Source organism: Streptomyces sp. NPDC040589 (genome assembly GCF_055594445.1).
Genome location: NZ_JBVIWP010000003.1, coordinates 482708 through 508554, shown reverse-complemented (window position 1 = coordinate 508554; position 25847 = coordinate 482708). Strand labels below are relative to the sequence as shown.

Annotated in this window: 20 protein-coding genes; 3 read left to right on the top strand and 17 right to left on the bottom strand. The window is 70.4% G+C overall.

All coding sequences use genetic code 11. From position 1 onward, the window contains the following. Positions 1-34: 34 nt before the first annotated feature. On the bottom strand, positions 35-2284 hold the full coding sequence (locus tag ACZ58V_RS14810; protein ID WP_471290278.1) for a protein kinase domain-containing protein: 2250 nt from the start codon (positions 2282-2284) through the stop codon (positions 35-37). Between the two features lie 102 nt (positions 2285-2386). Continuing rightward, positions 2387-2581 (bottom strand): hypothetical protein, encoded by a 195-nt coding sequence (locus ACZ58V_RS14805; RefSeq protein ID WP_142163958.1) that lies wholly within the window; start codon positions 2579-2581, stop codon positions 2387-2389. Positions 2582-3203: 622 nt separating this feature from the next. Here ACZ58V_RS14805 and ACZ58V_RS14800 point away from each other — a divergent pair. Next, positions 3204-4385, top strand: coding sequence for an acyltransferase family protein (locus ACZ58V_RS14800; RefSeq protein ID WP_471290276.1), 1182 nt, complete (start codon positions 3204-3206; stop codon positions 4383-4385). A 94-nt stretch (positions 4386-4479) separates the two neighbouring features. On the opposite strand, the gene ACZ58V_RS14795 is transcribed toward ACZ58V_RS14800, so the two are convergent. The 13 genes from ACZ58V_RS14795 to ACZ58V_RS14735 all read right to left on the bottom strand — a co-directional run bounded on the left by ACZ58V_RS14795 (position 4480) and on the right by ACZ58V_RS14735 (position 20549). Beyond that, positions 4480-5901, bottom strand: a complete 1422-nt coding sequence (locus tag ACZ58V_RS14795; RefSeq protein ID WP_471290275.1) for a DUF6177 family protein — start codon at positions 5899-5901, stop codon at positions 4480-4482. A gap of 4 nt (positions 5902-5905) precedes the next feature. Beyond that, a complete protein-coding gene (gene eccCa / locus ACZ58V_RS14790) occupies positions 5906-9880 on the bottom strand; it encodes a type VII secretion protein EccCa (protein ID WP_471290273.1) in 3975 nt (1324 codons plus the stop codon). 51 nt (positions 9881-9931) lie between these two features. Continuing rightward, positions 9932-11356, bottom strand: coding sequence for an AAA family ATPase (locus ACZ58V_RS14785; protein WP_471290272.1), 1425 nt, complete (start codon positions 11354-11356; stop codon positions 9932-9934). Positions 11357-11434: 78 nt separating this feature from the next. Beyond that, positions 11435-12772, bottom strand: coding sequence for a type VII secretion integral membrane protein EccD (gene eccD / locus ACZ58V_RS14780; RefSeq protein WP_471290687.1), 1338 nt, complete (start codon positions 12770-12772; stop codon positions 11435-11437). Between the two features lie 94 nt (positions 12773-12866). Beyond that, on the bottom strand, positions 12867-13172 hold the full coding sequence (locus tag ACZ58V_RS14775; protein WP_471290271.1) for a hypothetical protein: 306 nt from the start codon (positions 13170-13172) through the stop codon (positions 12867-12869). A 30-nt stretch (positions 13173-13202) separates the two neighbouring features. Beyond that, positions 13203-13658: an HD domain-containing protein gene (locus ACZ58V_RS14770; protein WP_471290269.1), complete on the bottom strand. Its 456-nt coding sequence runs from the start codon at positions 13656-13658 to the stop codon at positions 13203-13205. 83 nt (positions 13659-13741) lie between these two features. Then, positions 13742-14941: a DUF6508 domain-containing protein gene (locus tag ACZ58V_RS14765; RefSeq protein ID WP_471290267.1), complete on the bottom strand. Its 1200-nt coding sequence runs from the start codon at positions 14939-14941 to the stop codon at positions 13742-13744. Positions 14942-14967: 26 nt separating this feature from the next. Next, complete coding sequence (locus tag ACZ58V_RS14760) at positions 14968-15366, bottom strand: hypothetical protein (RefSeq protein WP_471290265.1); 399 nt, start codon at positions 15364-15366, stop codon at positions 14968-14970. 55 nt (positions 15367-15421) lie between these two features. Then, the gene (locus ACZ58V_RS14755) at positions 15422-18052 is read right to left on the bottom strand and encodes an ADP-ribosyltransferase (protein ID WP_471290264.1); all 2631 of its coding nucleotides are present in this window, start codon (positions 18050-18052) and stop codon (positions 15422-15424) included. Further along, positions 18049-18438, bottom strand: coding sequence for a DUF6507 family protein (locus ACZ58V_RS14750; protein WP_391097534.1), 390 nt, complete (start codon positions 18436-18438; stop codon positions 18049-18051). Before ACZ58V_RS14750 ends, ACZ58V_RS14755 begins: the two co-directional genes overlap by 4 nt. A gap of 65 nt (positions 18439-18503) precedes the next feature. Next, entirely contained in the window at positions 18504-18818 is a 315-nt protein-coding gene (locus tag ACZ58V_RS14745) for a pore-forming ESAT-6 family protein (RefSeq protein ID WP_328413977.1), read from the bottom strand. Positions 18819-18876: 58 nt separating this feature from the next. Next, on the bottom strand, positions 18877-19203 hold the full coding sequence (locus tag ACZ58V_RS14740) for a hypothetical protein (RefSeq protein WP_471290262.1): 327 nt from the start codon (positions 19201-19203) through the stop codon (positions 18877-18879). Positions 19204-19370: 167 nt separating this feature from the next. Next, complete coding sequence (locus ACZ58V_RS14735) at positions 19371-20549, bottom strand: SpoIIE family protein phosphatase (RefSeq protein WP_471290260.1); 1179 nt, start codon at positions 20547-20549, stop codon at positions 19371-19373. A gap of 162 nt (positions 20550-20711) precedes the next feature. On the opposite strand from ACZ58V_RS14735, the gene ACZ58V_RS14730 reads away from it, so the two are divergent. Next, positions 20712-21974, top strand: coding sequence for a GNAT family N-acetyltransferase (locus ACZ58V_RS14730; protein WP_471290259.1), 1263 nt, complete (start codon positions 20712-20714; stop codon positions 21972-21974). A gap of 33 nt (positions 21975-22007) precedes the next feature. Here the strand turns inward: ACZ58V_RS14730 and ACZ58V_RS14725 are convergent, their stop codons facing one another. Both ACZ58V_RS14725 and ACZ58V_RS14720 read right to left on the bottom strand, forming a co-directional pair. Continuing rightward, positions 22008-22820 (bottom strand): Fpg/Nei family DNA glycosylase, encoded by an 813-nt coding sequence (locus ACZ58V_RS14725; RefSeq protein ID WP_471290258.1) that lies wholly within the window; start codon positions 22818-22820, stop codon positions 22008-22010. Positions 22821-23540: 720 nt separating this feature from the next. Next, positions 23541-24038 carry a ribose-5-phosphate isomerase gene (locus tag ACZ58V_RS14720; protein WP_468189748.1) on the bottom strand — a complete coding sequence of 166 codons (498 nt, stop codon included), beginning with the start codon at positions 24036-24038 and terminating at the stop codon, positions 23541-23543. A gap of 279 nt (positions 24039-24317) precedes the next feature. On the opposite strand from ACZ58V_RS14720, the gene ACZ58V_RS14715 reads away from it, so the two are divergent. Then, the gene (locus ACZ58V_RS14715; protein WP_468189751.1) at positions 24318-25817 is read left to right on the top strand and encodes an amino acid permease; all 1500 of its coding nucleotides are present in this window, start codon (positions 24318-24320) and stop codon (positions 25815-25817) included. Positions 25818-25847: the final 30 nt, after the last annotated feature.

The window sequence follows — 25847 nt, the reverse complement described above, 5'->3', positions numbered from 1 at the left end:
TTCTTCGGAACCGGGCCCGAGGTGTTTTCCGGATTCAGAGGCCGCGTACGTCCACCGTGTAGACGGAGCGGACGCCGTACGGGACGTACAGGGCGTCGCCGACCAGGACGAGCGGGGCGCCCGAGGTGACGAGCACGCTGTCGGTTCTGCCGCCGTCGTCGCGGCCGTCCAGGGTGGCCTCGACCTCGCCGGTGCTCGCGTCCAGGGCGGCCAGGCGGCCGCTGGGGGACGCGAAGTACACATGGGTGGCGGAAGCGGTCGGCGGCCCCTGCTGCTCCACGCTGGAATTGGATTCCCACAGCGTCCGGCCGGTGCGCGGCGAGACCGCGCGGACGCCGCCGCTTTCGCGTGTGAAGTAGACCGTGCCGCGGACCAGGTACGCCTGCGCGTCCTCGGGCCGGGGCTGCGCGAGCCGGCGCACGGTGAGCACGCGCGAGGAGACGTCGATCAGGGTCAGGCCGCGGTCCGTGGCGAAGGAGTCCGCGAGGACCAGACGCCCGTCGTGCTGGCCGAGCAGGTACTGGGCGCCCTTGGCCTCGACGGTCCAGCGGGCCTTTCCGGTGGCCGCGTCGATCTGGGAGACGGTGGTCCGGGAGGCTCCCCGCTCCGACAGGCCGATCACGCAGAGGAGGTAGGCGCGGTCGGCCGCCGAGCGCAGCAGGCAGTCGACCGGGCCGTCCGGGTCGCTCGGCTTCGGGCGGCTCCAGCGGACGTCGCCGGTCTCGGCGTCGAGCAGGGCGTACCGGTCGCCCTGGGAGCCGTGGAAGGTGACGACACCCTCGGGGACGGCCGTGGCGGCGTCCTGCGTGCTGTCGGGGACGGACGCCGACTCGCCGGTGCCCGTTTCGGTCCGCCAGAGCTCCTTGCCGGTGTCGGCGGCCAGGGCGTACACCGTGTAGCTGAACCGGGGGCCGGCCGCCGTCTCCCCCTCCTCCGCCTCGTAGGCGTAGACGTGACTGTCGGTGGTGCCGATGAGCGCGCCCTCGCTGCTGCTGGAGGAGCCGTCGGGTGTGGGGTCGACGGACCGGCCCCAGGTGGTGCGGCCGTCGGCGAGATCGAAGCGGGTCGCCATGAGGCCGGAGCCCGCGCACACGAGGGAGGTGTCGACGGCGGCGCAGCCCGCGAGAGCGCTGTCGGCGCCGCCGAGGAGGCGCTCGCTGCCCTTGGGGGCCTTCGCGGCGGTGGCCCAGGGCTTCCAGCCGTCGGGGAGGTCGCTGGGTGCGGAGGCCGAGGTGCCGGGGTCGGTGTCGCGGGAGAGGGCGCCGGTGAGGACCACGGTGGTGGCGGCCAGTACGGCGGCCACGGCCGTCCCGGCCGCCGCGGTGAGGAGGTAGCGGCGTCTGCGGCCGCCGCGCGGCCCGGCGGGCTCGGGCGGCGGGTCGGCGAGCGGGGTGTCGCGCGGCGGCGTGGCCGCGGGGACCCGCCGGGGCGGAACGGTTCTCGACTCTTCGGCGGCCGGGGGCACCGCGGCCGGGTCTCCGTCGCGCAGCAGGGTCAGGAGTTCGTCGGCGGTCACGCGGGACTTGGGGTGCTTCTCCAGGCAGAGGCGCACGAAAGGGAGCAGTTCGTCCGGTACGCCGGCGAGGGCCGGTTCGCCCTCGACGACCCGGACGGCCGTCTCGTAGGGGCTCGGGCTGTCGAAGGGGCCGCGGCGGGTGGCGGCGTAGGCGAGGACCGAGCCGAGGGAGAAGATGTCGGCGGCCGGGCCGACGTCCTGCGGGGAGGAGAACTGCTCAGGCGACATGTAGGGCGGGGTGCCCATGACGCGGCCGGTCTGAGTGAGGACGTCGGCGGCGGCGAACTCGGCGGCGCGGGAGATGCCGAAGTCGATGACGCGGGGGCCGTCCTCGGCGAGCATCACGTTGGCCGGCTTGAGATCGCGGTGGACGACTCCGGCGCGGTGGATGTCGCGCAGCGCCTCGGCGAGTCCGGCGGCGAGTTCACGCAGCCGGAGCACGGAGAGCGGGCCGTGCTCGCGGACGTGGGTGCCGAGGTCCGCGCCCGGTATGTAGAGGGTGGCCATCCAGGGGCGTGACGCGTCGGCGTCGGCGTCCACGACGGGGGCCGTGAAGGCGCCGCTGACCTGTCGGGCCGCGGCCACCTCGCGGCGGAAACGGGCGCGGAACTCGTCGTCGTCGGCGTACTGGCCGTGCACCACCTTGACGGCGAGGCGCCGGCCGGAGGCCGAGCGGGCCAGGTAGACCACACCCATGCCGCCGGAGCCGAGGCGGTCCTCGATGCGGTAGCCACCCACCTCCACCGGGTCAGAATCGCGCAGCGCCATCCCCGTACGTTCCCCCCGTCACGCACTGTCCCGTCGGGAGGAGGGTATCCGCACGCCCCTCGGGCCCGGGGCACCGGCCCGGGAGGGGTGCTCCCGGCCCGGTCAGAAGCTGATGGAGTTGACCGTCTCCGCTATCGAGTTGAGGAAGCGCTGGATGGACGGGGCCATGCCGGTCGAGGCGAGGAAGAAGCCGAAGAGGATCGCCACGATCGCGGGGCCTGCCTTGATGGATCCCCCTCTCAGCAACACCACAAGGATGATCGCCAACAGCAGCACCACAGACAGTGAAATGGCCACAACTGATCACACCCTCGGTCGGTCCGCTCTCCCGGCCCGGGGGCGCCACTGCGCGCACCCCGCCAGAACCATCGTGCCACCAACGCGGCCGGGCTATGCGGCCGGTGACGCATCGACCGCCCCCGTGTCGTCCGGGCCCGTGTACGGCGCGTGTGGGAGGGGACCCGACGGCGGGGACTCGTACGGCAATTCGAAGGGCCACCCGCACAGGGAATTCGTCCGGATCGTTTCCGTCTCCACACAACGCGTTCGCAGCTAATTCGAATTACTACCCAAGGCTCCTCAACGACCCTGCGGAGAGGCTCTCGGAGAGCGCTGAAGCGGACATTCCACTGGAGTCGCCCCCTGGTCTTATGCACTGCTTAGTCCGGAAGTGTCCTGACAAGCAGGGCACCTGTGACGGACACAACTCGATACCGAAGATGTGTTGGTCATCACGCCGACAGCGACGTCAACTACCCGAAATCCGGGGTACCCACAGCGAATAGCCAGGAATCACGTCCGGCGTTTTACGAATAGCTGCAGGGAAGGCTAGGGTGCCTCAGATGTTCCACGCTGCCTCGTCCCCCGCAAGCGCAGCGAGGTCCCGGATCGTCTCCCCGAGTTCTTGGTGGGAGGGTCTGTGACGAACTCGCTGCGACCGAACGGCGACCGCAAGGCGCCACTTCCCCCGGCACAGTCGCCGGCAGGCGGAGTGCCGAGCCCGCGCTCGCCGCAGAGCCCCCAGAAGAAGCAGAACGGCAAGCAGCGCGACGCGTTCTTCGACAACGCGAAGTACCTCGCGATCGTGCTGGTGGCCATGGGCCATGCCTGGGAGCCGCTGAAGGGCGACAGCCGGATACTCGAGGCGGCGTACCAGGTCGTCTACGCGTTCCACATGCCGGCGTTCATCATCATCTCCGGCTACTTCTCGCGCAGTTTCGACATGCGGCCCGACCGGCTCAAGCGCCTGATCACGGGCGTGGCCGTGCCGTACATCATCTTCGAGACGGCCTACCCGCTCTTCAAGCGGTGGATCGACGACGACCCGGGTCAGGACATCAGCCTCCTCGACCCGTGGTACCTGACCTGGTTCCTGGTCGCGCTGTTCATCTGGCGGCTGACCACCCCCATCTGGAACATGGTGCGCTGGCCGCTGCCGCTGGCGCTCGGTCTCGCGATGCTGGCGACCGTCACCCCGGAGATCGGTGACGACCTGGACCTGCAGCGCGTCCTGCAGTTCCTGCCGTTCTTCGTGCTGGGCCTGGTGATGAAGCCCGAGCACTTCCAGATGGTGCGCCGCCGTTCGGTGCGGATCGCCGCCGTGCCCGTGTTCGCCGCCGCGCTCGCCTTCAGCTGGTGGGCCGTGCCGCGCATGAACACCGCGTGGTTCTACCACCGTGACGCCGCGCAGGAACTGGGCGCGCCGTGGTGGGCCGGCCCGGTCATGGTGCTCGCGATGTTCGGCTGCTCCCTGGTGCTGACCGCCTGCTTCTTCGCCTGGGTGCCGCGCCGCCACATGTGGTTCACCGCGCTCGGCGCGGGCACGCTCTACGGCTACCTGCTGCACGGCTTCCTCGTGAAGGCCGGCGACTACCAGGGCTGGTTCGAGGCGGCCTGGTTCCACCAGCCGGCCGGGCAGATCGCCGTGACCGTCCTCGCGGCCGCCGTCGTGACGGTGCTGTGCACCAAGCCGGTGCAGCGCATGTTCCGGTTCGCGATGGAACCGAAGATGGCGTGGGCCTTCAAGCAGGACGCGGCCGAGGTCGCCCGCGAGCGCCAGAGCGCCGAGAGGCGCGAGCGCGAGAAGGTGGCCGTGGGCTGACCCACCTGTCCACGTACGGACGGCCCCGCACTCATCGGAGAGTGCGGGGCCGTCTGCTTGCCGACGTAGTCGCTGCGTCGGCGGGGCGGAGGAACTAGCTGCCCTTCAGGTGTCTCATCAAGCGCTCGAAGTCCTGCCAGCCCGACAGGTCGGACGGGTTGCCCGGAAACGCGTAGTACAGAGCCGGACGGGTTTTCGGACCCAGCTCTCGCGGGGCCTCGGCGAGCGTGGTGCGGCGGGCCCGGTCGCCCGGCATCTCGCGGACCTCCTCGGCGCCCAGGACGAAGGCGTAGGGCACGCCGGGGCCTTCGAAACGGGGCGGGACGGACAGGTCACGGCGGGCCCGGCGGATCTGGACCAGCATGGACTGCAGATGGTGCCGGGTGGCCAGGGCCTCCGCAGCGGCGACCACGGCGTCCGTCGGGACCTGCTCGCCCGGTCCGTAGCCGAAGACCATCGTGACGTCCTCTTCGACACCGGCTTGCGTCCGGGTGACGCGAACCGTCGCGAGACCGGGACGTTCCGGGGTGCCGACGACCACCAGCCAGGTCGGTTCGGGTGCGCGTTCGTGGGCCACATCGGTCAACTGCCGAAGGGACCATGGGAGGTTCGCGGGCTCCTCGGTGCCCCAGCCGGCCGGCGGCCCACCGGTGATCTCCTGCCAGACGGCTTCCACGGCACCGCCGAGAACGAGCCGGTCGTCGGCCGGGTGGACCGCGCGGAAGGAGATCGCCAGCTGGCGCTCACCTGTGTCTCCGGCGCCCTGCTGGAAGGAAGCGGCGATGGGTGTCCGCGGATCCTCGGGGGTGGCCTCCGGCGAGTCGACCGTCACGAACAGACCGTCGCTCCACCGCAGGACCGCCCCGGTCAGACCGTCGTAGTAGCCGTCGCGCTCGTCCTGCACCACCCAGCGGGAGGGCCAGCCCGGCAGGCTGCCCCGGACCGCCGGGGAGAGGCGGGTGCCCGCCGGGGTGACGATCTGCAGGCCGAGGCCGGCGTTCGCGACGGCACGGAAGGCATCCGACAGCCAAGCCGTCATCGCGACCACGGGGCGGTCCTGGATGACGACGGCGACCTTGTCGGTGAGCACGTCCACGGCGGGCTGGGCGGCGGCCGGAGCCGGCGCCACGGTCATCCCGTCCGTCTCGACCACGGCCAGCGACCACGCGGTCTGCGGCGGCCAGGCCGTACCACCGACCAGCGTGGCGACGCGGGCGGCGAACGTTCCGGCGAGTTCCTCGGCCTCCTTGACCCCGGTCGTGGCACGGGCCTCGGTCCACCAGTACGGCACCTCGGGCTCGAGCGCCCCGAGCAGCCTCTCGGCCTCTCCCCTGACCTGTACGAGCAGCGGCGCCTCGACGGAGACGAGCGGCCGCCCCTGTGGGTCGCAGAGCTGCACCACAGCCCCTTCGCCCTCGGCACCCACCAGCAGGTCCGGGCCGCCGGAGAGCAGGCCCGCGAGGACACTGAGCGGGTCGGGCATCTTCTTCGTGAGGGCGATGACATCCTTCGTCACGCGTTCACCTGGTCCCCTGGTAGACGGTCTGGATGAGCCGACTCGGTTCACCCCTGCGGACCAGCACGCCGCGGCCGGGCGGCTGGTGACTGGCGTACACGCCGGAGAAGAGCTGCCCCTCGCCGCGGTCCCCCGCCATCACCAGCGCCGAGGCGCCGGACTCGTGCAGACCCTGCTGCAACGGCTCGTACATGCCCCGGGAGGCCCCCGCGACTCGGCGGGTGAGGACGAAGTGCAGTCCGATGTCGACGGCCGACGGGATGTAGGGCACGAAGGGCGCCAGCGGCTGCTGCCCCGCGGTGGTGAGGACGTCGTAGTCGTCGACGAGGATCACGATCCGCGGGCCGGAGAAGCTGCCCGGTTCCAGGTCGGCGCCATCGGCGGTCTCGTCGGGCAGCCGCTTGTCCAGTTCGGCGGCGATGCCGGCGGCGAGTCCGGCGCACAGCTTGGTGTTGTACGCGTAGCCGCCCCGGTACTCCTCCGGAATGACGCCGCGCAGGCCGCGGCGCGGATCGAAGACGCCGAAGACCAGTTCGTGGTCGCCGTAGCGCTCGATCAGGCTCTGGGCGATCACCTTGAGCAGGTTGGTCTTGCCGCACTCGCTGTCGCCCATGATCAGCAGGTGCTGGTCGCGGTGGAAGAGGTCGAGCAGGACGGGAGCCAGCTGCGTCTGGTCCAGGCCGATCGGGACGCGGCGCGGTTCGGCGGCGGGGCCGGGCAGCTGGCGCGACTCCAGCACGTGCGGCAGCACGCGGACGGGCTGGGCGACCTCGCCGGTCCAGGTGGCGCGGATCGTGCGGGCGGTGGTCTCCAGGACCGCGCCGAGGTCGGCGGTGTCGGCGAGGCCGTCGGTGCGGGGCAGGGCGACCTGGGCGAAGAGCTTGCGGTCGAGGAGGACGCGCCCCTTTTCCTCGGGTGAGAGGGTCTCGCCGAGCTTGCGGTCGATACTGGACTCGCCCGGGTCGTTCAGGCGCAGTTCCACTCGGGTGCCGAACTGGGACTGGGTGGCGATGCGCACGTCGTTCCAGCGCAGCATGCCGGCGACGACGTGGATGCCGTAGCCGCTGCCCCGCTTGAGGATGTCCACGACCGGGTCGTCGAGGTCCTCGAAGTCGTCGCGCAGCGCGCCGAACCCGTCGATGAGCAACACGATCTCGGTACTGGCCAGTTCAGGCACCCGTCCCGCCGCACGCAGGGTGCGCAGTTGCTCCAGCGAGTCGATGTTGTGGACGCGGAAGAGCTCCTCGCGCTGGTCGAGCATGGCACGCACCGAGTCGATGGTGCGGGCGGCACGCTCCCGGTCCGCGCGGCCCGCGATCCCTCCGACGTGCGGCAGCCCGGACAGGGCCTGCAGGCCGCCGCCGACCAGGTCGAGACCGTAGACGCCCACCTCCTGCGGGGTGTGGGTCAGGGCCAGGGAGAGCGCGAGCGTACGCAGCAGGGTGGTCTTGCCGGACTGGGGACCGCCGATGATCGCGGCATGACCGCCGGCCAGCGTGAGGTCCAGGTACCACTGGCCCTGCCACTGCCTGGTCGGGTCGTCGAGGACGCCCAGCGGCACCTGGAGCGGGCCGGGGCGCTGAGCGAACTGCATGCCGCGCGGACCCACTTCGACGGCACCGGCGACCTTGTCGAGCGGGACCGCGGCGGGCAGCGGCGGAAGCCAGATCTGGCGGACCGAGCGGGCACCGGAGCGCTCCAGCTGGTCGATCATCACGCCCATCTCCGTGGGGCCGGTCTCCCGGCGCCGCATCTGCGGCTCCTCGGGGGAGGCGCTGCCTTCCTGGCCGAGCGTGTTGTAGGCCTCGTACTCCAGGACGATCGGCCCGGTGTCCTCGGTCTCGCGCCGGACGGGGCCTCGGTAGGCGCCGGAGACATAGCCGGCCTTGAACCGCTCGTAGTGGCTGGTGTCGACCTTGAGGTAGCCGAAGCCGGGCAGCGGGGGCAGGTGGAAGGCGTCCGTGGTGTCCAGGACGGTGCGCGATTCGTCCGGGGAGAAGGTGCGCAGACCCAGCCGGTACGACAGGTAGGTCTCCAGCCCTTTCAGCTTGCCGGCTTCGATGCGCTGGCTGGACAGCAGCAGGTGCACGCCGATGGACCGGCCGATACGGCCGATGGAGAGGAACAGGTCGATGAAGTCCGGCTTGGCGGTGAGGAGTTCGCCGAACTCGTCGATCACGACGAAGAGGTGCGGCAGCGGCTCCAGGTCGGGACGCCGCTCGGCGCGCAGCGCGGCGTAGTGGCCGATGTCGGCGACGTTGCCCGCGTCCTTCAGTACCTGCTGACGGCGCTTGACCTCGCCCGCGAGGGACGCGTGGACGCGTTCGACCAGGCCGGCCTGGTTCTCCAGGTTGGTGATGACGCCGGAGACATGTGGCAGGTTCGCGAACGGGGCGAAGGTGGCGCCGCCCTTGTAGTCGACGAGGACCATGGCCAGGTCCTCCGGCGGGTGGGTGGCGACCAGGGCGAGGACCAGGGTGCGCAGCAGCTCGGACTTGCCGGAACCCGTGGCGCCGACGCACAGGCCGTGCGGTCCCATACCGAGTTCGGAGGATTCCTTCAGGTCGAGGAGCACCGGTTCCTTGGCGTCGCTCACGCCGATCGGCACGCGCAGGAAGGCCCGTTCACCGCGCGGGGCCCACAGGCGGCTCAGGTCGAGTCCGGCGACGTCGTCGACACCGAGCAGGTCGGCGAAGTCGACCGGGCCGGAGAGCGGTGCGTCCGCCATCGACTCCGCGGACAGGCGCAGCGGGGCGAGCATCCGGGCCAGTCCCTCGGCGAAGGGGACGCCGATCTCGTCGACCGTGCCGTGCGCGCTGACGGGCTCCTTCGCACGCAGGTCCTCGATGACGACGCGCTCGCCGTCGACCGTGATGCGGACACCGACGCTGCCGGGCTCCTGCACGCGCCGGTCGAGCAGGTGCAGCACGGTGACGCTCATGTCGCGCAGGCCCACCGCGTCGTCGGGTCGCGGCAGGTCCACGGCGTCTTCGCCGTGCGCGTCGGCCACGACGAGCAGCCGGGAGGTCATGGCCAGGGCGTCCCGGTCGGACAGGCCACGGCGTACCTCGGCCGCGTACGAGGCGCGGCGGCGCAGTTCGGTGCCGATCTGCCGAGCCAGCTGCGGCAGGGACGGCGCGAACCGGCGAGCGGCGACGGGGCCGTCGAACTGCTCACCGTCGAGCAGATGCGGCAACCACTTGGCCCATTCCCAATCGGCCATCCGGTCACCGGGGACGGCCAGCGCCATGGCAACGTCATCGGGCGCGTGGGTCGCCGCGGCCTGCGCGATCAGCGCGCGGGCGACCTGGAGGGTGTCCTCGCGGTCGCCGATGACGGTGATGTTGCCGACGCGGTCGAGCGGGACGGTGAGCGGGAGTTCGGTCCCGTTCCCGAAGCGGGCGACGAGGGCGGATGCCTCGTTCAGCATGAACTCGTCGGGCGGGGAGAGCACGGACGATCCCGGCGGGGCCACCTTCAGATCGCGCACCGGCATCTCACCGGTGCCGACGCGTACCCGCAGGAAGTCCGCGTCCATGCGGCGCCGCTCCCACAACCGGGCCGGGTCGCGCACGATGTCGTAGAGCGCGTCCGGCGGAGGGCTGAGCACCTGGGTGCTCTCCCGCCGCTCCCGCTCTTCCTTCGACAGCTCCTCCCGCAGGTCCTCCAGGTAGGAGAGGTAGGCCTCGCGTTGGGTACGGCGCGTGCGCTGGGCCTTTCCGCGCTGGGAGAAGACCATGACGAGGGAGCCGAGGACGGTGACGACGAGGATGATCGCGCCCAGCCCCGCGAACTGGCTGTTGCGCACGACCGTCATCATCACGACGGAGGACATCACACCCGCCACGGGCAGCAGCGCGGTCGCTATCGAGCCCGTCTTGCCGTCCGGCAGGTTGGGCGGCGCCTCGATGGTGCGCGCTTCGGGGGCGGCCGGGGGCCGTGTAGTGCGGGCCGGCCGGTGGATCAGTCGGGTGCTCATCGTTGTTGCCTTGTCCTGTGAGTCCTCGTGGTCCCTTCGCGCAGGGCGATCTCAGCGGCGCCTGTGGGAGAGCTGGAAGGCCTCGGCCGCCAAGCGGGCGGCGGCCTGCCGGGTGTCCCGCGCGAGAAGCTCGGTGCGGATGGTGCCGCCCGCCGCCAGATGGCGGTCGTAGGGCAGGACGCACACACTGGCCCCCGTCGCCTTCAGCTGCTCGGCCGCCTTCTCGATGTCGATACCGGTGTGCGGCACGGTCTCGGTGAGCACGACGACGGTGGAGGTGGTGATGTCGCGGGGCAGGCCGCGCATCCATTCCAGGACGGCGTGGGTGCTCGCGATTCCGTCGAGCGTGGCGGGCACCGTCAGGATCCGGGCCTGGGCGGCGGACAGGGCGGTGCGGGCGACCTCGGCGGGCAGCGTCTCGCAGTCTGCCACGGTCACGCCGAAGTAGCGGCGCATCGCCACCATGATCCGCTCGTACCCCTTGGTGTCGAGCATGGCCCCGACCTGCCCCTGGCTGCCGGGCAACAGCCAGGCGTTCTCGGGGAGTTGCACCAGATATCCGGTGATGTCGAGGAGTGTCATCTGCGGTTCGACGACATCGGCGAGATCGCCGGTGGTCCAGCGCAGGCTCTCCGCGCCGAGCCGCAGCGGCAGCGACCCGAGCGCCGGGTCGGCCTCGACGGCCAGGACCGGGTCCTGGCGGTAGTGGGCGTAGGTGGCGGTCAGCAGCGCGGCGACCGTGGTCTTGCCCGAGCCGCCGCGGATCGAGGTCACCGCTATCTGGCGGCCGGTGGTGACCGGCTGCTGCAGTGTCTCGGCGGTGGCGGTGGTCTCGGCGACCTCACGGGACGCCGAGGACGCGATGGTTCGGCGTACGGCGCGCAGAGCGCGGGCGGCGAACGGCTCTCCGCGCCGGGGCCCCTTGTCCGCACCGAGGAGCTTCTTGTCGACGACCGGGCGGCTGCCGGGGGCGGAGCGTGAGGTGCGGGCACGCGGGGCGGGGGCAGGCTCCGCGTACTGCTGCGGCCGGCTCTGGTTCAGGTCCTGCTGGGCGGACTGCGGCTGCGGCTGGCCGGAGGCGGCCTGCTGCTGGGCGGCGTACTGCTCGGCGTAGGCCTGCTGTTCGGCGTAGGCCTGCTGCTCGGCGTAGGCCTGCTGCTGCGGATGGGCTTGGTGGGCATAGGCCTGGCCGGGGTGCGGCTGCTGGCCATGCTGTTGAGCGGCGTACTGCTCGGCGTACATCGGCTGCTGCGCGTACTGCTGATCCGGGGCAACGGGCTGCTGGTATTGCTGCGGGTAGCCGTAGGCCGGTGCCGGTGCTTGCCCCTGCCCCTGGGGGTACGGACCGGCCGTGCCCTCCTGCGCCTGCTGGGGCGTGTGTGGTGTCTGTCCGCCCTGTTGCACGGCACTCCGCTGAGGCGTGCCGCCCCTCAGGTCGCGCAGCACGTCGTTCTGCCAGTTGTCCCCGCTCGGCATGTCGCCCTTCTCTCCTGCCACACCCCGCCTTGCCGTTCCGCGGGAGCGACAGCTGGTGGGCGTCTGGTCTTCGCAGTCTCAGAACTTGTTGAGCAACTGCCCGTAGATGCCGAACGCCCCGATGGCGAGCGGGAACAGCCCGATCACGCCCAGGGACTCGATCAGGTCGGCGAACCTGCGCAGCCGGACCCGTACGTGATCGGGCGGCTCGATGCCGAGAACCAGCAGAGGCAACAGTGCCGCGGCACCCAGCAGCACCAGGGCTCCGGCGCCCCCGGCGTGGTCCAGCCACAGCACCGCGAGGCGTACGACGAGGAACGCCGCCGCCGCGAACAGCGCCACGACCTCGGCGACCAGAGGGAAGGCCCGGGCCCGGGACAGCAGCACGACGGCCACGAGGGAGGCGAGGCCGACCGTCCAGACCGTCGGTTCCTTCGCGGTGGTCAGCATCCAGCCGCCGAGGGCGGCCGACGCCGCGGTGACGATGGTGGCGAGGGCGAGCCCGCGGTGGGTGGCGGCGAGGGCGTTGGCGACCTGGTGGCGGCTCACGGACGTCCCCGTCGAGCGTTTGTCGTCCAGCGCGGTGAGTCCGGAGGCCATCAGTGCGAACCGGGGCAGCAGCCCGAGCAAAATGATGGAGAACACGGCCATCACGGCGCCGATCCGGTCCGCCCGGTCCTGGAGGAGGGCGACCGCCTCCCACACCAGGGCGACGACCACGATCGCACCGGCCCCGATCAGTCCGCCCCTGCCGAGCGGCGAACAGTAGGACAGCAGTACGAGGGTGATCACCAGTGCGGCGGCGACCCCGGCGAGCCGGGCCGTTCCACCCCAGTCGTAGGCGTCGGCGGCGGTCCAGGCGGCGAGCAGGCCCAGCCCGCCGGAGGCCAGCAGCAGAGCGGTGGCCAGGCCCTGGTTGCCGTCGCCGATCCTGGCGATGGCCGCACCGGCGACAAGGAACAGCACGGTGACGACCGCGAGCCCCGTGGTGAGGGACTCCAGTGAGAACTCCTGCCGGGCCAGGACGGCCGCGGCCACGGCGAACACCACGGTCGCCACGCCGGCGCTGATGCGGCGCGCGGCCGGGCGCCAGCGCCAGGTCCGCAGGTCGAGGTCGTCCGCGACCTGGTCGGTGACGTCGTGCACGACCGGCGCCGGCGGCGCGGCATGGGCCCGCACGAGGCGCAGCACGGCACCGTCGGGCACCTCGGCCGAGGACAGCGTCGCGTCATGGGGCAGCGCCGAGCCGTCGGACGTGATCAGCTGCCGGGTGGTCGGCCGGGCGGCGGCCCGGTCGTCCAGCAACTGGAGTATGTCCGGAAGCAGTTGGCCGATCGGCGTGTCGGACGGCAGTACCAGGTCGGCTCGTCGTCGCTCGCCGATCAGGGTGACCCGGCTCAGCTGGGTCCGGGACATCGTTGCTGCGCTCACCACTCGCCGGAACCTACCATCGCGTCGTTTCGGCCACGGCCGCGCTCCGATCCGGTCGCGCCGACCGCACACACCCCGTTCACTGCTTCTCCGCACCCTTGCCGCCGGCACCGCTCGCGGAGGCGCTGGGCGTCGGGTTGTACAGCTGCTGTTGTTGTTGCTGCTTCTCCTCCGCCTTCTGCTTCGCCAGCGTGGCCTGCAGGAAGGACCAGCCGATACAGCCGGCGCACAGTACGGCGGCGATCGCGATGCCCGCGAACATCTTGCCGAACCGCTCGTCCACCGTCCGCCGAGCGCGCTGCGCGCCGAACAGCAGTGCGTCGCGCATCCGGCGCCGGCGCACCGCCACCGACTCCAGCAGCTGGCTGTCGTAGTCCCGTGCCATTCAGTCGTCCTGTGCCTTGTTGGTGCGTGGTCAGTCGGCCGGGGCCAGACCGAGGTGCTTCCGCATGGCGGCGTACTTCTGCGTGAGCCGCCGGGCGGTGTGCTCGTCGAGTGCGGCGAGGCGGTGGGGGTCGGCGTTGTGCGCGAGGTCGGCGGTCTTGACCAGCCGGGCGCCCGGTGTGGCCAGAATCCGGCGTGCGTACGCCTCCGGCTCCTCACCCGGCCGCTTGGTCATGGCTCGTACGACGTCCTTGGTGTGCTGCGTGAGCGCGGCCGCGTCGAGCCACTCCTCACTGAGGACGCCGTCCTCCAGCGCGTCGTGCAGCCAGGCGGCGGCGACCAGCTCGTCGCCTCCGCCCCGGGCCCGCACGCCATCCGCCACGGCGCACAGATGCTCGGCATACGGCCGCCCGGCCTTGTCCGTCTGTCCGGCGTGCGCGGCGCGAGCGACGGCCTCGACCTCGGCGAGACTCATCTCCTGTGGCATGCGTTCCCCCTAGCTTCGCTTCCGCAACATAGGACACGAACGCGCCACCCGTACAACCGGTGCGGCCGTCCCCCCGAGCGTCTTCACACACCTCCGGACAGCCCCGTAACGATCATGAAGAGCACCCACAGCAGGGGGATGAACGCGATGTACGCGCGGGGCCGTCGCCGCACGGGTACGCCGGGGTCGTAGCGGGGGCCGAGCGTGCCCGGCCCCGGTGCGGGGAGTTTTCGCACCTTGCGTACGGCCAGGACGTTGCGGATCAGCGTCAACGGTGCGAAGACGAAGAGGGACAGGGGGCTCCACCAGCCCCAGGCGAGGGTGTGGGTGGTCAGCGCGCGGTACACGGCCAGCCCGCAGGTCAGGCACATCGGACCGTCCGTCTTGCGGAATCCCATGACGACGAGGAGGCCCCGGTGCGCGCGGAACGCGATGTCCGCGGCGGGAGAACCTCCGCAGAACCTGCACATGAGGGAGGACGGATCCGGGGGTTCCGGGAGGTCCTGATCAGGGAGGCGGCGGGCCTGGCCGTTGTCGGGTCGGGCGTCGGCCGGCGCATATGGGGGCTGCACGGCGGAAGGGTCGGCGTACCAGGCACGGAGTGATGCGACGACGGCGTCCAGGAGGCCGCTCTTCAGAGCATTGCCGATGGACCCGTCGCAGAACTTCTCCCCACGGATCACGGCGGTGGCGGCCCGGACGGCGTCGGCGGGCCGCAGCGTCCCCTCCGGCGAGGGCGTCGGCATGGGGTTGTCCATCCACCGGTGCTCGGGCGTGACGGCACCGACGCGGCGGAGGGCGTCGACGGCCCGGTGCACCCCCTTGCTGTACATGGGGAACGGTACGTGGATGACCCCGCTCGGCGACTTCTGCCCACCGCCCCACCGCACGTCCCGGTCCTCGTCCGTGAGCCCGTCGAAGGCTTCGGCGAGCTCTCGCCACGCCTCGGGGTTGTCACGGTCGAGCTGGTCGAGGAGACGCTGGTCGTCGGCCGGGGTGACGATACGGGCGAGTTCCTCGACGGCATCGGCGCCGATGGCCTCGGTGACGGGGCCGACACCGGGTTCGTGGCTGAGCAGGTGGAGGACGCCGAGAGGGGTGAGGCCACGGTCGCGGGCTTCACGTATCCGGCTGTACCACGCCGTGCTCGCCTTGTAGGCGCTGACGCTGCTCGCCTTCCGCTGGATCCACTCGACGTCATCGGAGTTGGCCTCCGCCCAGGCGTATCCGATCACCTCGCCGTCGGGGGCGGTGACGGTGATGTAGTGCACGGGGTTGGTCATGCTGACGGCGTCCTCAGCAGCCGGACTCAGCCACCAGACGCCCGCTCCTTGAGAACAGCAAGCGTCGGCGCCTCAGCGAGAGAGCTTGGAACTGCGTGGCTCTGCTTGCCGTCGTTCACGCCGCGCGCCAGCTCGGCAAGGAGGGCAGTGGGAGCGAGCTGCCGGTCCTTCCCTGAGCGCAGAGCCCGTACCCACCTACCGCCGGCGTTCACGGCGTTGGCCGACAGACCTGGCGGCACGACCCAGCCAGCCGCATCGTCCTCGTCGTTCGCCCATACGTAACCGATGACGGTGCCTGTTTGGTCGGCGACGCTCAAGTACATGACGGGCCTGTCCGTGGTGACGCTGTACGTCTCCGGGCCTGCCACCTGCTTGAATTGCAGGTTCTCCTCGAAGCGTGACGTGATCGGCTTCTCACTGCTCATGAAGTTCATTCTCCTGTGTTTCGGCACGGCGACAACGTCTCTCCGGAGGCGGGCGCTAAGGCCGCCTCGGCATGACCTCTGCATAGACGTGCCACTTGTCGGCCGTGTCCTGGAAGACGCGCGTCACCTTGTACTGCGAACCGCGAGCGAGCAACAACTCCCGCTCACCCTTGTTGAGGGAGATGTGGTCGATCCAGAGGGCCGGTGTGCCCTTCGGTACGCGGAGGTGCATGATCATCGGCTGGTGCTCGAAGGCTGCGGTCTTGCCGAGCGACGTGGAGGTGAACCCGTCGTCCGTGAACGTTCTGCCCTCCATGTCCAGTACCGAATTCACTTCCTTGAGGATGTGGTCGTATTCCGTCCCTCGGACGACCATGACGTCCTCGGGGACTGGGCGGCCACCCATGACCCGGTCCATATCGTCGACGAGCTCCCGCACCTGTGGTTTCAGGGGCTCGTCGATGTTCCGCAACTGGCCATTGATGCTCTTGTAGTAGAAGCTGCTGTACCTCTCCAGCGCCCCCTTGGCCTTGGGGTCGAGGTTGTCCAGGAAGTCGTTCCAGTGCGTGTCGCCGTACGCCTTACCCGCTTCGTCGCTGCTGCTGGGGTAGGGGTTGGTGCCCCGCTCCAGCTCCGCTGTGGCCACCGCATGCCGCTCCGCGTCGGTGGCCAGGTCGTCGAAGTCGTCCGCCGACATGATCGGCTTGTACTCGAACGGCTGAGCAGCCGTGCTGCCCGGCACATCCGCGCCCTGACCGCCCGGAGCGATCGGGGCGTCGTTGCCGTGATGTGCGGCGGCATCCGCCAGACCATGTCCGAGGTCCGCATGCCCACCGGCGTGCGCGGCATCGTCCACGTGGTGACCGGCATCGGCGTCACCGGGTCCGGCACTGTGAGAGGCATCGTCGGCATGCCCAGCTCCCGGGAAGCCGTCGCCCGGGGCATGGGGCATGCCAGGACCATGCTCTCCGTGGTGCGGCATGGTCGGCGCATCGTGGACCGGGTTGGACCCCGCGCCCTGGCTGTACCACGGTGTCCCGGAGCCGGGATGTCCGCCAGCGTGGGGCGCGGTGGGCGGGGCCGTATCGTGCGCCGACGGCGACGGCGCGTGGTCGTAGGCCGACGGCGTCGGTGCATGCCCGTAGGGAGAGCCGGCAGGCGCATGTCCGTACGGAGACCCCAGCGGAGGGTGCCCGTACGAGTCCGGTGATGACGGCACCTGGCCATACGGGGACGGGGCCGGAGTCGGGTCGAAGGCGCCCCCCGGGGTGTGGATCGGGGCTGTGGGCGGCGTGTTGTAGTGCCCACCACCGGCCGCGTTGTCGACCGTGTGCGCGGCACCGTCGACGCCTGCGTGCGCCCCGGCGTACGACGGTGTGGAAGCACCTTGCGTCGTCCAGTGGGCGGGCAGGGTCGGAGTGGTGCCGTGCGGGGCGGTCGGGCCCGCGCCGTGCGGCACCGGCGTCGCGTCGATGGTGCCGGTGGGCGCGACGAGGTTGCCGTTCGGGGCCAGTTGGTGGCCGTCGGGGAGGTGGACCGAGCCGTCGGGAAGGGTGGGGATGTCGATGTTGCCGACGCCCTTCAGGCCCTTGGTGATGTCGCCGATCTTCGACAGGCCCGCGCCCGCGCCCTTGGCGATGTAGGTCATCGGGTCGATGACCCGGCCCGCCTTGCCCGCCACCGAGAGGGCCTTGGCGACCGCGCCCGCCTTGCCCGCACCCGCCGCCGCACCACCCGCACCACCGGTGAAGACAGTGGTCAGCACATTGAAGGTGACCGCACCGGCCGCACGGGCGGGGTTCTTGCCCCACTCGTCCCACGCCACCAGCGCCTTGCCGGTCTCCTTCATCGCCGTGCGCGAGTCACGCAGCCAGGACGGCAGCTCCTTGTCCGACGCCGTCCAGAAGGCGGCGTTCGCCCCGGGGATCGCGGTGATGACCAGGCCGGTCGCAAGCTGCGCCAGGCCCTTCCAGGCCTGCTTCATCGCATCCCAGCCGCCGAAGCCGACCAGTGTGCCCAAGCCCTTGATCGTGCCCCAGACACCGTCGACGATCAGGCCGTCCCACACGAAGGACTTCACCCAGTGGCCGACGTCGTACCAGTGGTGCTTCTCCTCCACCGGGTCGCCCCAGGGAAGCTTCGCGTTCTTCATGTCCCCGGCGTTGAAGCCGTACTGGTTCTTCTTCTTCGAACCGTCCCCGGCCACCATCTGCGTCCCGCCCCACAGGGCGGTGATCTTGTTGTGGCAGGTCCGCTCCGCCGTCCAGAACGCCGCCACCGTGGCGGTGATGTCGTCGCGCAGCTGATTGTGCTCGTCGACCTTGTCCTCGTCGTACTCCCACTCGTCGTCGTCCTTCACCGAGGCGACGAAGGCCGCGGCGTCCGTCTTCAACCGCTTCAGCTTCGCCACCAGCGGCCGGACTTCCGTGGCGTACGACGACAGCGCGCCCGACACGGTCTCCAGATCGTCGGCGAACGCGTCCGCCTTCTCCTTCACCGGCTTCGTCGTGGCGAACAGCCGCTCCGCCTCCGGAGCCGTGTAGAACGCCGACAGGCCCTGGAACCGGGAATGGACGTCGGCACCGGTATCCCGGATATGACCCGCGTCCTTCTTCAGATCCGCGTAATCCGTCTCCAGCTGCTCCAAGTTTCCCGTGAACTGCGGGATCTTCTCCGGCTGAATCACTTCTTACCGACTCCCGGCAGATCCACCGGGGGCGCCTTCAGCGTGTTGCGCTGCGCCTCCGCCGCCATCTCCTCGTCACCGTTCAGATATGCCGTGGTCGCATCCACCGCGCCCTGCAACGACTTACCCGTCCGTGCCGCGACGAACTTCAGATCCTTCGCCGCGTGTTCCGCGAACTGCGACAACGCGAGAGCCACCAGCCCGCCCTGCGCCTTCTCGCCGCCCTCACCGCCGCCCTCGGCGGAAACCGTGCCCGCGCTGGACGCCGCCGACGTCAGATGCTCCCCGAACGACGTTGCGTACTTCTCCAGCTTCGACGCCGCGTCACCCGTCGTCGTCAGCACATGAGAAATCCCCTGCGGCTTCAAATCCCAGCCGGGCACCACAAACCCCCGTCACACACCACTACCGACTACACCGAACAGAAAACGGACACGAAACCAGCGGCGCTTCAGCCGATGTTGTCCACGGCCGCCTTCGCCCGCTGAATCGTCGACTGCGCCGTGCCGTCGTTCTTCTCCAGCGTCGACTTCAGCAGATGAATGATGTTCTTCACCTCTTGCGAGGCGTTGTTCCACCGCTTTTCCTTGCCGTGGTACTCATCCGCCACACCATCCGCCGTGAAGTCCGCCATCGCCGCCTTCACCTGCTTGTCACGCTGGGCGATCAACGATTCCAGACGGCCGATCACCACCTGAATGTTGGACTGTGCATCCGTCGACGCACCCAGGTCATACGACCGACGATCCGAACCCGCGCCTGCCATCACAGACCACTCCCCGAAAAACGAACAGACAGAACCAAGCAGAGAAAGAAGAGACGGGTCAGCGGAAGCGCGCGGCGTCGAAGTTCGCCGCCGACATCTGCTGACGCGCGTTGTCCCCCTGCTCCTGGTCACCCGAGGAGAACGCCGAGTCCATGCCGGACTGACCGCCCAGAATCGCCGACAGCGACGAGTTCAGATCCGACGCGATCCGGTCCGCCCTCGTCTTGAACTGGTCGAACGTCACCCGACCAGCACCGTTGAACTTGCCCTCCAGCGGCTGCGCCGCCGCCACCAACTGCCGGACCAGACCACCCAGGTCATCCGTCGAACCACGTGTGTCACGCTGCAACGACGACAGTGTCTGCGCACCCATGTCGAACTTCATCCTGCTGGCTCGCCTCCCCCGTATGGGCCCCAACGGCAGCCCTCAAAGCCACCTCAAGTCTCTCTGTAATCTCTATCAACACGACAGTTGCCAATGCAATCTGGGTCCGAGCCGCTCACAGAAGCGGCACGGAACCATGACCAAGTGTTGGTTTGCAGTGCCGGGCGTCAGCGGGCGGACGCCGCCGTCGGGCCCTCTCGGCAGATCAGCAGGAGGGCGCGGTCGTCGTTGACGTCCTTGGCGACCGCTTCGATGAGGTGCCAGGCCGCGCCGTGGAAGCCGCCGGCGACGTAGCGGTCGGCCTCGCCGGTGAGGCGGTCGATGCCCTCGACGATGTCGCGGTCGGAGGTCTCCACCAGGCCGTCCGTGAACAGCATCAGTACGTCGCCCGGGCGCAGCGAGCCCTTCACGGGGTCGAACTGGGCGCCGTCGTACACACCGAGGAGCGGGCCCTCGGCGGCCTTCTCCTCCCAGCGTCCGGTGCCCGCGCTGAGCTGCAGGCCCGGCGGATGGCCTGCGGAGTAGAGCTCGTAGTCGCCGGAGTCCAGGTCGAGGACCAGGTGGATGGAGGTGGCGAAGCCCTCGTCCCAGTCCTGGCGGAGCAGATAGCCGTTCGCGGCGGGGAGGAAGGCGTGCGGCGGGAGGGAGCCCAGCAGGCCGCCGAACGCGCCGGACAGCAGCAGGGCACGGGAGCCCGCGTCCATGCCCTTGCCGGAGACGTCGGTGAGGACGACCTCGAGCGTACGGCCGCCGTTGGTGCGGGCCGCGACGACGAAGTCGCCCGAGAAGGACTGGCCGCCCGCCGGGCGCAGCGCCATCTCCTGGTGCCAGCCGCCCGGCAGGTCGGGCAGCTGGCTCTGCACCCGGATGCGTTCGCGCAGGTCGAAGAGCATGGTGCCGCCGCGCCGCCAGGGCACACCGACCCGGCTGCGGAACTGGGCCAGCAGCAGCCCGAAGAAACCGCAGGCCGCGACCACCAGCACGATGCCCGGAGTGACCCTGGAGGGCCCCTCCGTGTACGGGCCCAGTTGCACCGACTCCACGATCAGCGCCGTGGCCGCCGCCGCGTACAGGCCGAGCAGGCTGGCCGGGCGCAGCACCAGGCCGCCCACGACGACGGGCAGGACGAGCGCGGCCGGCGAGAACCACACCGAGTTCCCCAGCGTCGCCGCCGCGATCAGCGGGACGGTCAGGAGCAGACCGGCCAGGGCGATCCAGTCCGAGCCGTCACCGCGGAAGTAGTCCACGGCGGCTCGGCGCACGCCGACGCGGGCCCGGTGCCACTGCTTCTTCAACCGGGCCGTGAACGTGTCGGCTTCCGCGCGCCGCTCTCGTCCTGATGCCATTAGTTCGGGACCCTATCCATCGGACCAGCCGCTTGGCACGGGAGGTCCCACTTGTCCCCCGTCCGAGGGCCGACTTCACAGTGAACTTCACCGCGCGCCGCCCCGCCGCCACCTGAGAGAAATTTGCTCGCTCGTCCCGCATTGCCCTGGTAGGCATGGTCCATGGCGACTGACGCGACCGGCTCCGCGACCGAACTGCGGGTGCTGCGGCGGGATGATTGGGACAAGTGGTACGACACCCTGATCCGGGGCTTCGGCGGGGTGCCGGAGTCCGCGGAGGAACGGGAGTTGTGGAACTCGCTGACCGAGCTCGACCGTTCGCTGGGTGTCTGGGACGGGGACGAGTGCGTGGGGACGGCCGGGGCGTTCAGCTTCCGGCTCACGGTGCCCGGCGGCGCCTCGGTGCCGGCCGCGGGCGTCACCATGGTCAGCGTGGCCGCGACGCATCGCCGGCGCGGGGTTCTGACGTCGATGATGCGGCGGCAACTGGACGACGTCCGTGCCTGGGGTGAGCCGCTGGCCGTTCTCACGGCCTCCGAGCCGGCGATCTACGGCCGGTTCGGATACGGAAGCGCCACCTTCCAGTTGAACGCCGAGATCGACACGACCCGGGTGCGGCTCACGTCGCTGCCGGCGGGCACGGATGACGTACGCGTGCGGTACGCCGTTCCGGCCGATGTCCTCGACGCGTGCGAGGCGGTCTACGCCCGGCTGGTTCCGTCGCGGCCCGGGATGCTCGCCCGGCAGCCCGGCTGGGAGCGGCTCTCGCTGCTCGATCCGGAGGGCGAGCGGGAGGGGGCGTCGCCGCTGCAGTGCGTCCTCGCCGAGCGGGACGGCGAGACGGTCGGGTACGCGCGGTATCGCGTCAAGCCGAGCTGGGAGACCGCCGGGCCCGACGGCACGGTGATTCTGGAGGACTCGGCCGCGCTGGACCCCGCGGCGGACGCGGCGCTGTGGCGGTTCCTGTTCGGCATCGACCTGACGTCGTCGCTGGTGGTGCGGGGGCGGGGGCGGCCGGTGGACGACGCGTGGCGGCACTGGGTGTCCGACATCCGGCGGTGTCGGCCGCGGTTGGGGGATTCGCTGTACCTACGGCCCGTGGAGCTGGGGGCCGCGCTGGAGGCGCGGACGTATCAGGCGCCGGTGGATGTGGTGTTCGAGGTGGAGGACGCGTTCTGCCCCTGGAACGCCGGGCGTTGGCGGCTCAGCGGGGATGCGAAGGGGGCGTCCTGCGAGCGTACGGCGGATGCGGCGGATGTCGCCCTGTCCGTACGGGAGTTGAGTTCCGCGTATCTCGGGGGCGTGTCGCTGGCCTCGTTGGGGGCGGCGGGGCGGGTGCGGGAGATACGGCGGGGGGCGTTGGCGGAGGCCTCGCTGGGGTTCGGGGCGGCCGGTCTGGCGCCGTGGTTGCCGTACGGCTTCTGAGGCCGGGGTTGCCGTACGGCTTCCGGGGGTTCCTCAGGGGCGGACTTGGCAGGTCGGGCACCAGAAGAGGTTGCGGGCGGCGAGGTCGGCGGTGCGGATCTCGGTGCCGCAGAGGTGGCAGGGCTGGTTGGCCCTGCGGTAGACGTACACCTCGCCGCCGTGGTCGTCCACGCGGGGTGGGCGGCCCATCGCCTCCGGGGTGTGTTCCGGGCGGACGGTGTCGATGCGGTTGTTGCGGACGCCCTCGTGCATGAGCTCGACCAGATCGGTCCAGATCGCGTGCCACTCGGGTGGGGTGAGGTCCTTGCCGGGGCGGTACGGGTCGATGCGGTGCCGGAAGAGGACCTCCGCGCGGTAGACGTTTCCTACGCCTGCGATGATCTTCTGGTCCATGAGGAGGGCGGCGATCGTCGTACGGCTGCGGGCGATACGGCGGTACGCGGTGTCCGGGTCGGCGTCCTCGCGGAGGGGGTCGGGGCCGAGGCGGTCGTGTATCGCCTGCTTCTCCGGGGGTGTGATCAGGGCGCAGGTGGTGGGGCCTCGGAGGTCTACGTACGCGGTGTTGTTCGCGAGGCGGAGGCGGACGGTGTCGGTGGGTGGGGGTGCGGGGGCCGGGCCGAAGGTGACCTTGCCGAAGAGGCCGAGGTGGATGTGGATCCAGTCGGTGTCGCGGAAGCCGAGGAAGAGGTGCTTGCCGTGGGCTTCCGTGTGGGTGAGTTCCGTGCCGGTGAGGATTGTGGCGGCGTCGGTGAACTTGCCCTGGGGGCTGGTGGTTTCGGGGGTTGTGCCGAGGAAGGCGGCGGCGTAGTCCTGGGCCAGGCGGTGGATGGTGTGGCCTTCTGGCACGGGTTCTCCCTGTGATCGTTGCCTTTGCCCACCCACCCGCCCGACTCGGCCGGTCAAGAGGCCGGACTCGAACAGCCTCGGGGCTCCGCCTCGGACGGGGCTTTCCCACCCACCCACCCGAAGCAGTTCGTTGAGGGGTTGCGGTCGAAGTGGTCAGTCGGGGACCAGGGCCGCATCGGTTCGGTCAGAGGACTGGAGCGAGACCCTCGGGGCTCCGCCCCAGACCCCGGCAGGGAGTGCGTCCCCCGCACCCCTCGCGGGGCTCCGCCCCCACACCCCGCCAGGGGCTGCGCCCCTTGGACCCCCTGGGCCGGGGCTCGGACACTGGGCCCGCGTCCGACTCGGCACTGGGCCGACTCCAACTCACCGCTGACCTGGGTCCGACTCTTCTACTGGCCTGCGCCAGACTCGGCACTGGCCCGACGGTGGGCCCGGCGCTGGACCCTCGGCGGGCTCGGGCCCCGGATCTGCGGCCGACTCGGCCCTGAACCTGCGGCGGGCTCGGACACTGAGCCTGCGTCCGACTCGACCCTGAACCCGTAGCGGGCTTGGGCCGTGTCCGGGTCGGGGCGGGGTGGAGCCGTGGGGCTTGGCCGAAGGCGCGGGGCGGGCGCTGGGTCCGCGGCGGGCTCGGGCTGAACCCCGCTGGGGCGTTGCGCCCTCGTGCCCGTGTGCCGCGAGCCCGGCCCCGGCCCGGCTCACATGGTCGGTCTCAGCAGCTCAGGCGTCCGGGCCCTGCTGGGGGTGGTGCGGCGGGATCGGGGGGAGGGCCGACGTCGTTTCGTACTCGTTGAGCATGTCGATGCGGCGCATGTGACGTTCGTCACCGGAGAACGGTGTCGCGAGGAACGTCTCGATGAAGGCCGTCGCCTCGTCCCGCGAGTGCATGCGCGCGCCCACGGCGACGACGTTGGCGTTGTTGTGCTGGCGGCCGAGAGCCGCCGTCTCCTCGCTCCAGGCGAGGGCCGCGCGGACGCCCTTGACCTTGTTCGCGGCGATCTGCTCGCCGTTGCCTGAACCGCCGATGACGATGCCGAGGGCGTCGGGATCCGCGGCCGTGCGCTCCGCCGCGCGGAGGCAGAAGGGCGGGTAGTCGTCCTGGGCGTCGTAGATGTGCGGGCCACAGTCGACGGGGTCGTGACCCGCCGCCTTCAGCCAGTCGACGAGGTGGTTCTTGAGTTCGTAGCCGGCATGGTCCGAGCCGAGGTACACGCGCATGGGATGAGTGTGACACGGGTGTTTCGGGGAAGGCGCGCGGGGTGGCGCTCATGAAAACGTGAGGCGAATGTGAGCCGCATTACGGAACCTCAGGAAAATCTCAAGTAACAATCCGGATTCAAAGGTTCTCGAAAACGTTCGCCTCCGATTCACTGGACCGGCTCGTACACCCGCTCGTACGAGGACCCGTACACCGTCATGCCGCGACACACCCCGTTCGTACGGCTGGTGCGGCCCCGTACGGAAGAACAACTCCCCGGCGCAAAGGAAATCCGTTCCATGACCTCGCAGCCGACACTGAAGACGACCGGAAACGACCCCGGAGGCCCCGGAGAACCCAGCGGGCCGGAGGGCAACTCCGGACTGCAGGCCGGGCTCAAGAACCGGCATCTGTCGATGATCGCCATCGGTGGCGTCATCGGAGCCGGGCTCTTCGTGGGGTCCAGTTCCGGTATCGCCACCGCAGGCCCCGGCATTCTCCTGTCGTACGCCCTCGTCGGCACGCTCGTGGTGCTGGTGATGCGGATGCTCGGTGAGATGTCGGCCGCCAACCCGACCTCGGGTTCCTTCTCCGCGCACGCCGACCGGGCGCTCGGCCCCTGGGCCGGTTTCTCCATCGGCTGGCTGTACTGGTTCTTCTGGGTCGTGGTGCTCGCGGTCGAGGCCACCGCCGGTGCCGTGATCCTGGAGGGCTGGATCCCGGCCGTGCCGCAATGGGCCTGGGCCCTGATCGTGATGCTGGTGCTCACCGCGACCAACCTGGTGTCCGTCGGGTCGTACGGCGAGTTCGAGTTCTGGTTCGCCGGGATCAAGGTCGTCGCGATCGCCGCGTTCATCGTCATCGGTGGGCTTGCCGTCTTCGGGCTGCTGCCCGGCGTGGACAGTGAGCAGGCCGGGCTGAGCAACCTCACCCAGCACGGCGGCTTCCTTCCCCATGGCGCGGGCGCCATCCTCACCGGTGTGCTCCTGGTCGTCTTCTCCTTCATGGGCAGCGAGATCGCCACCCTGGCCGCCGGTGAGTCCGAGAACCCGCAGCAGGCCGTCACCAAGGCCACCAACAGCATCATCTGGCGAGTCGGCGTCTTCTACCTCGGTTCGATCTTCGTCGTGGTGGCCCTGCTGCCGTGGGACAGCAAGTCCATCACCGACGACGGCTCCTACGTCGCCGCGCTCGACTCCCTGGGCATTCCGCACGCCGGTCAGATCATGAACTTCATCGTGCTGACCTCGGTGCTGTCCTGTCTCAACTCCGGTCTCTACACCGCCTCCCGCATGGCCTTCTCCCTCGGCCGGCGCGGCGACGCGCCGAAGTCCTTCGCCCGCACGACCGGCAACGGCGTGCCGCGGACCGCGATCCTCGCGTCCGTCGCGTTCGGCTTCGTCGCCGTCTTCTTCAACTACAAGTTCCCGGACTCCGTCTTCCTCTTCCTCGTGAACTCCAGTGGCGCGGTCGCCCTGTTCGTGTGGCTGGTGATCTGCTTCTCCCAGCTGCGGATGCGGAAGATCATCCAGGCGGAGGCGCCGGAGAAGCTCGTCGTCAAGATGTGGCTGTACCCGTATCTGACCTGGGCGACGGCCGGACTGATCGTGTTCATCCTCGGTTACATGCTCACCGACACCGAGCACGACGGGCGCCAGACCATCCTGCTGTCGCTGCTCGTCGCGGCCGTGGTGCTCGTCATCGCCTTCGTGAAGCAGAGGGGCCGCGGTCGGCGGGGCGCCGACGCCGCGCGGGTCGAGGTTCCGGACGAGGGCCGGGACGAGGTCTCGGCCGGCTGACGCTGACCGGCGGGCTCTCGCCTCTTGATC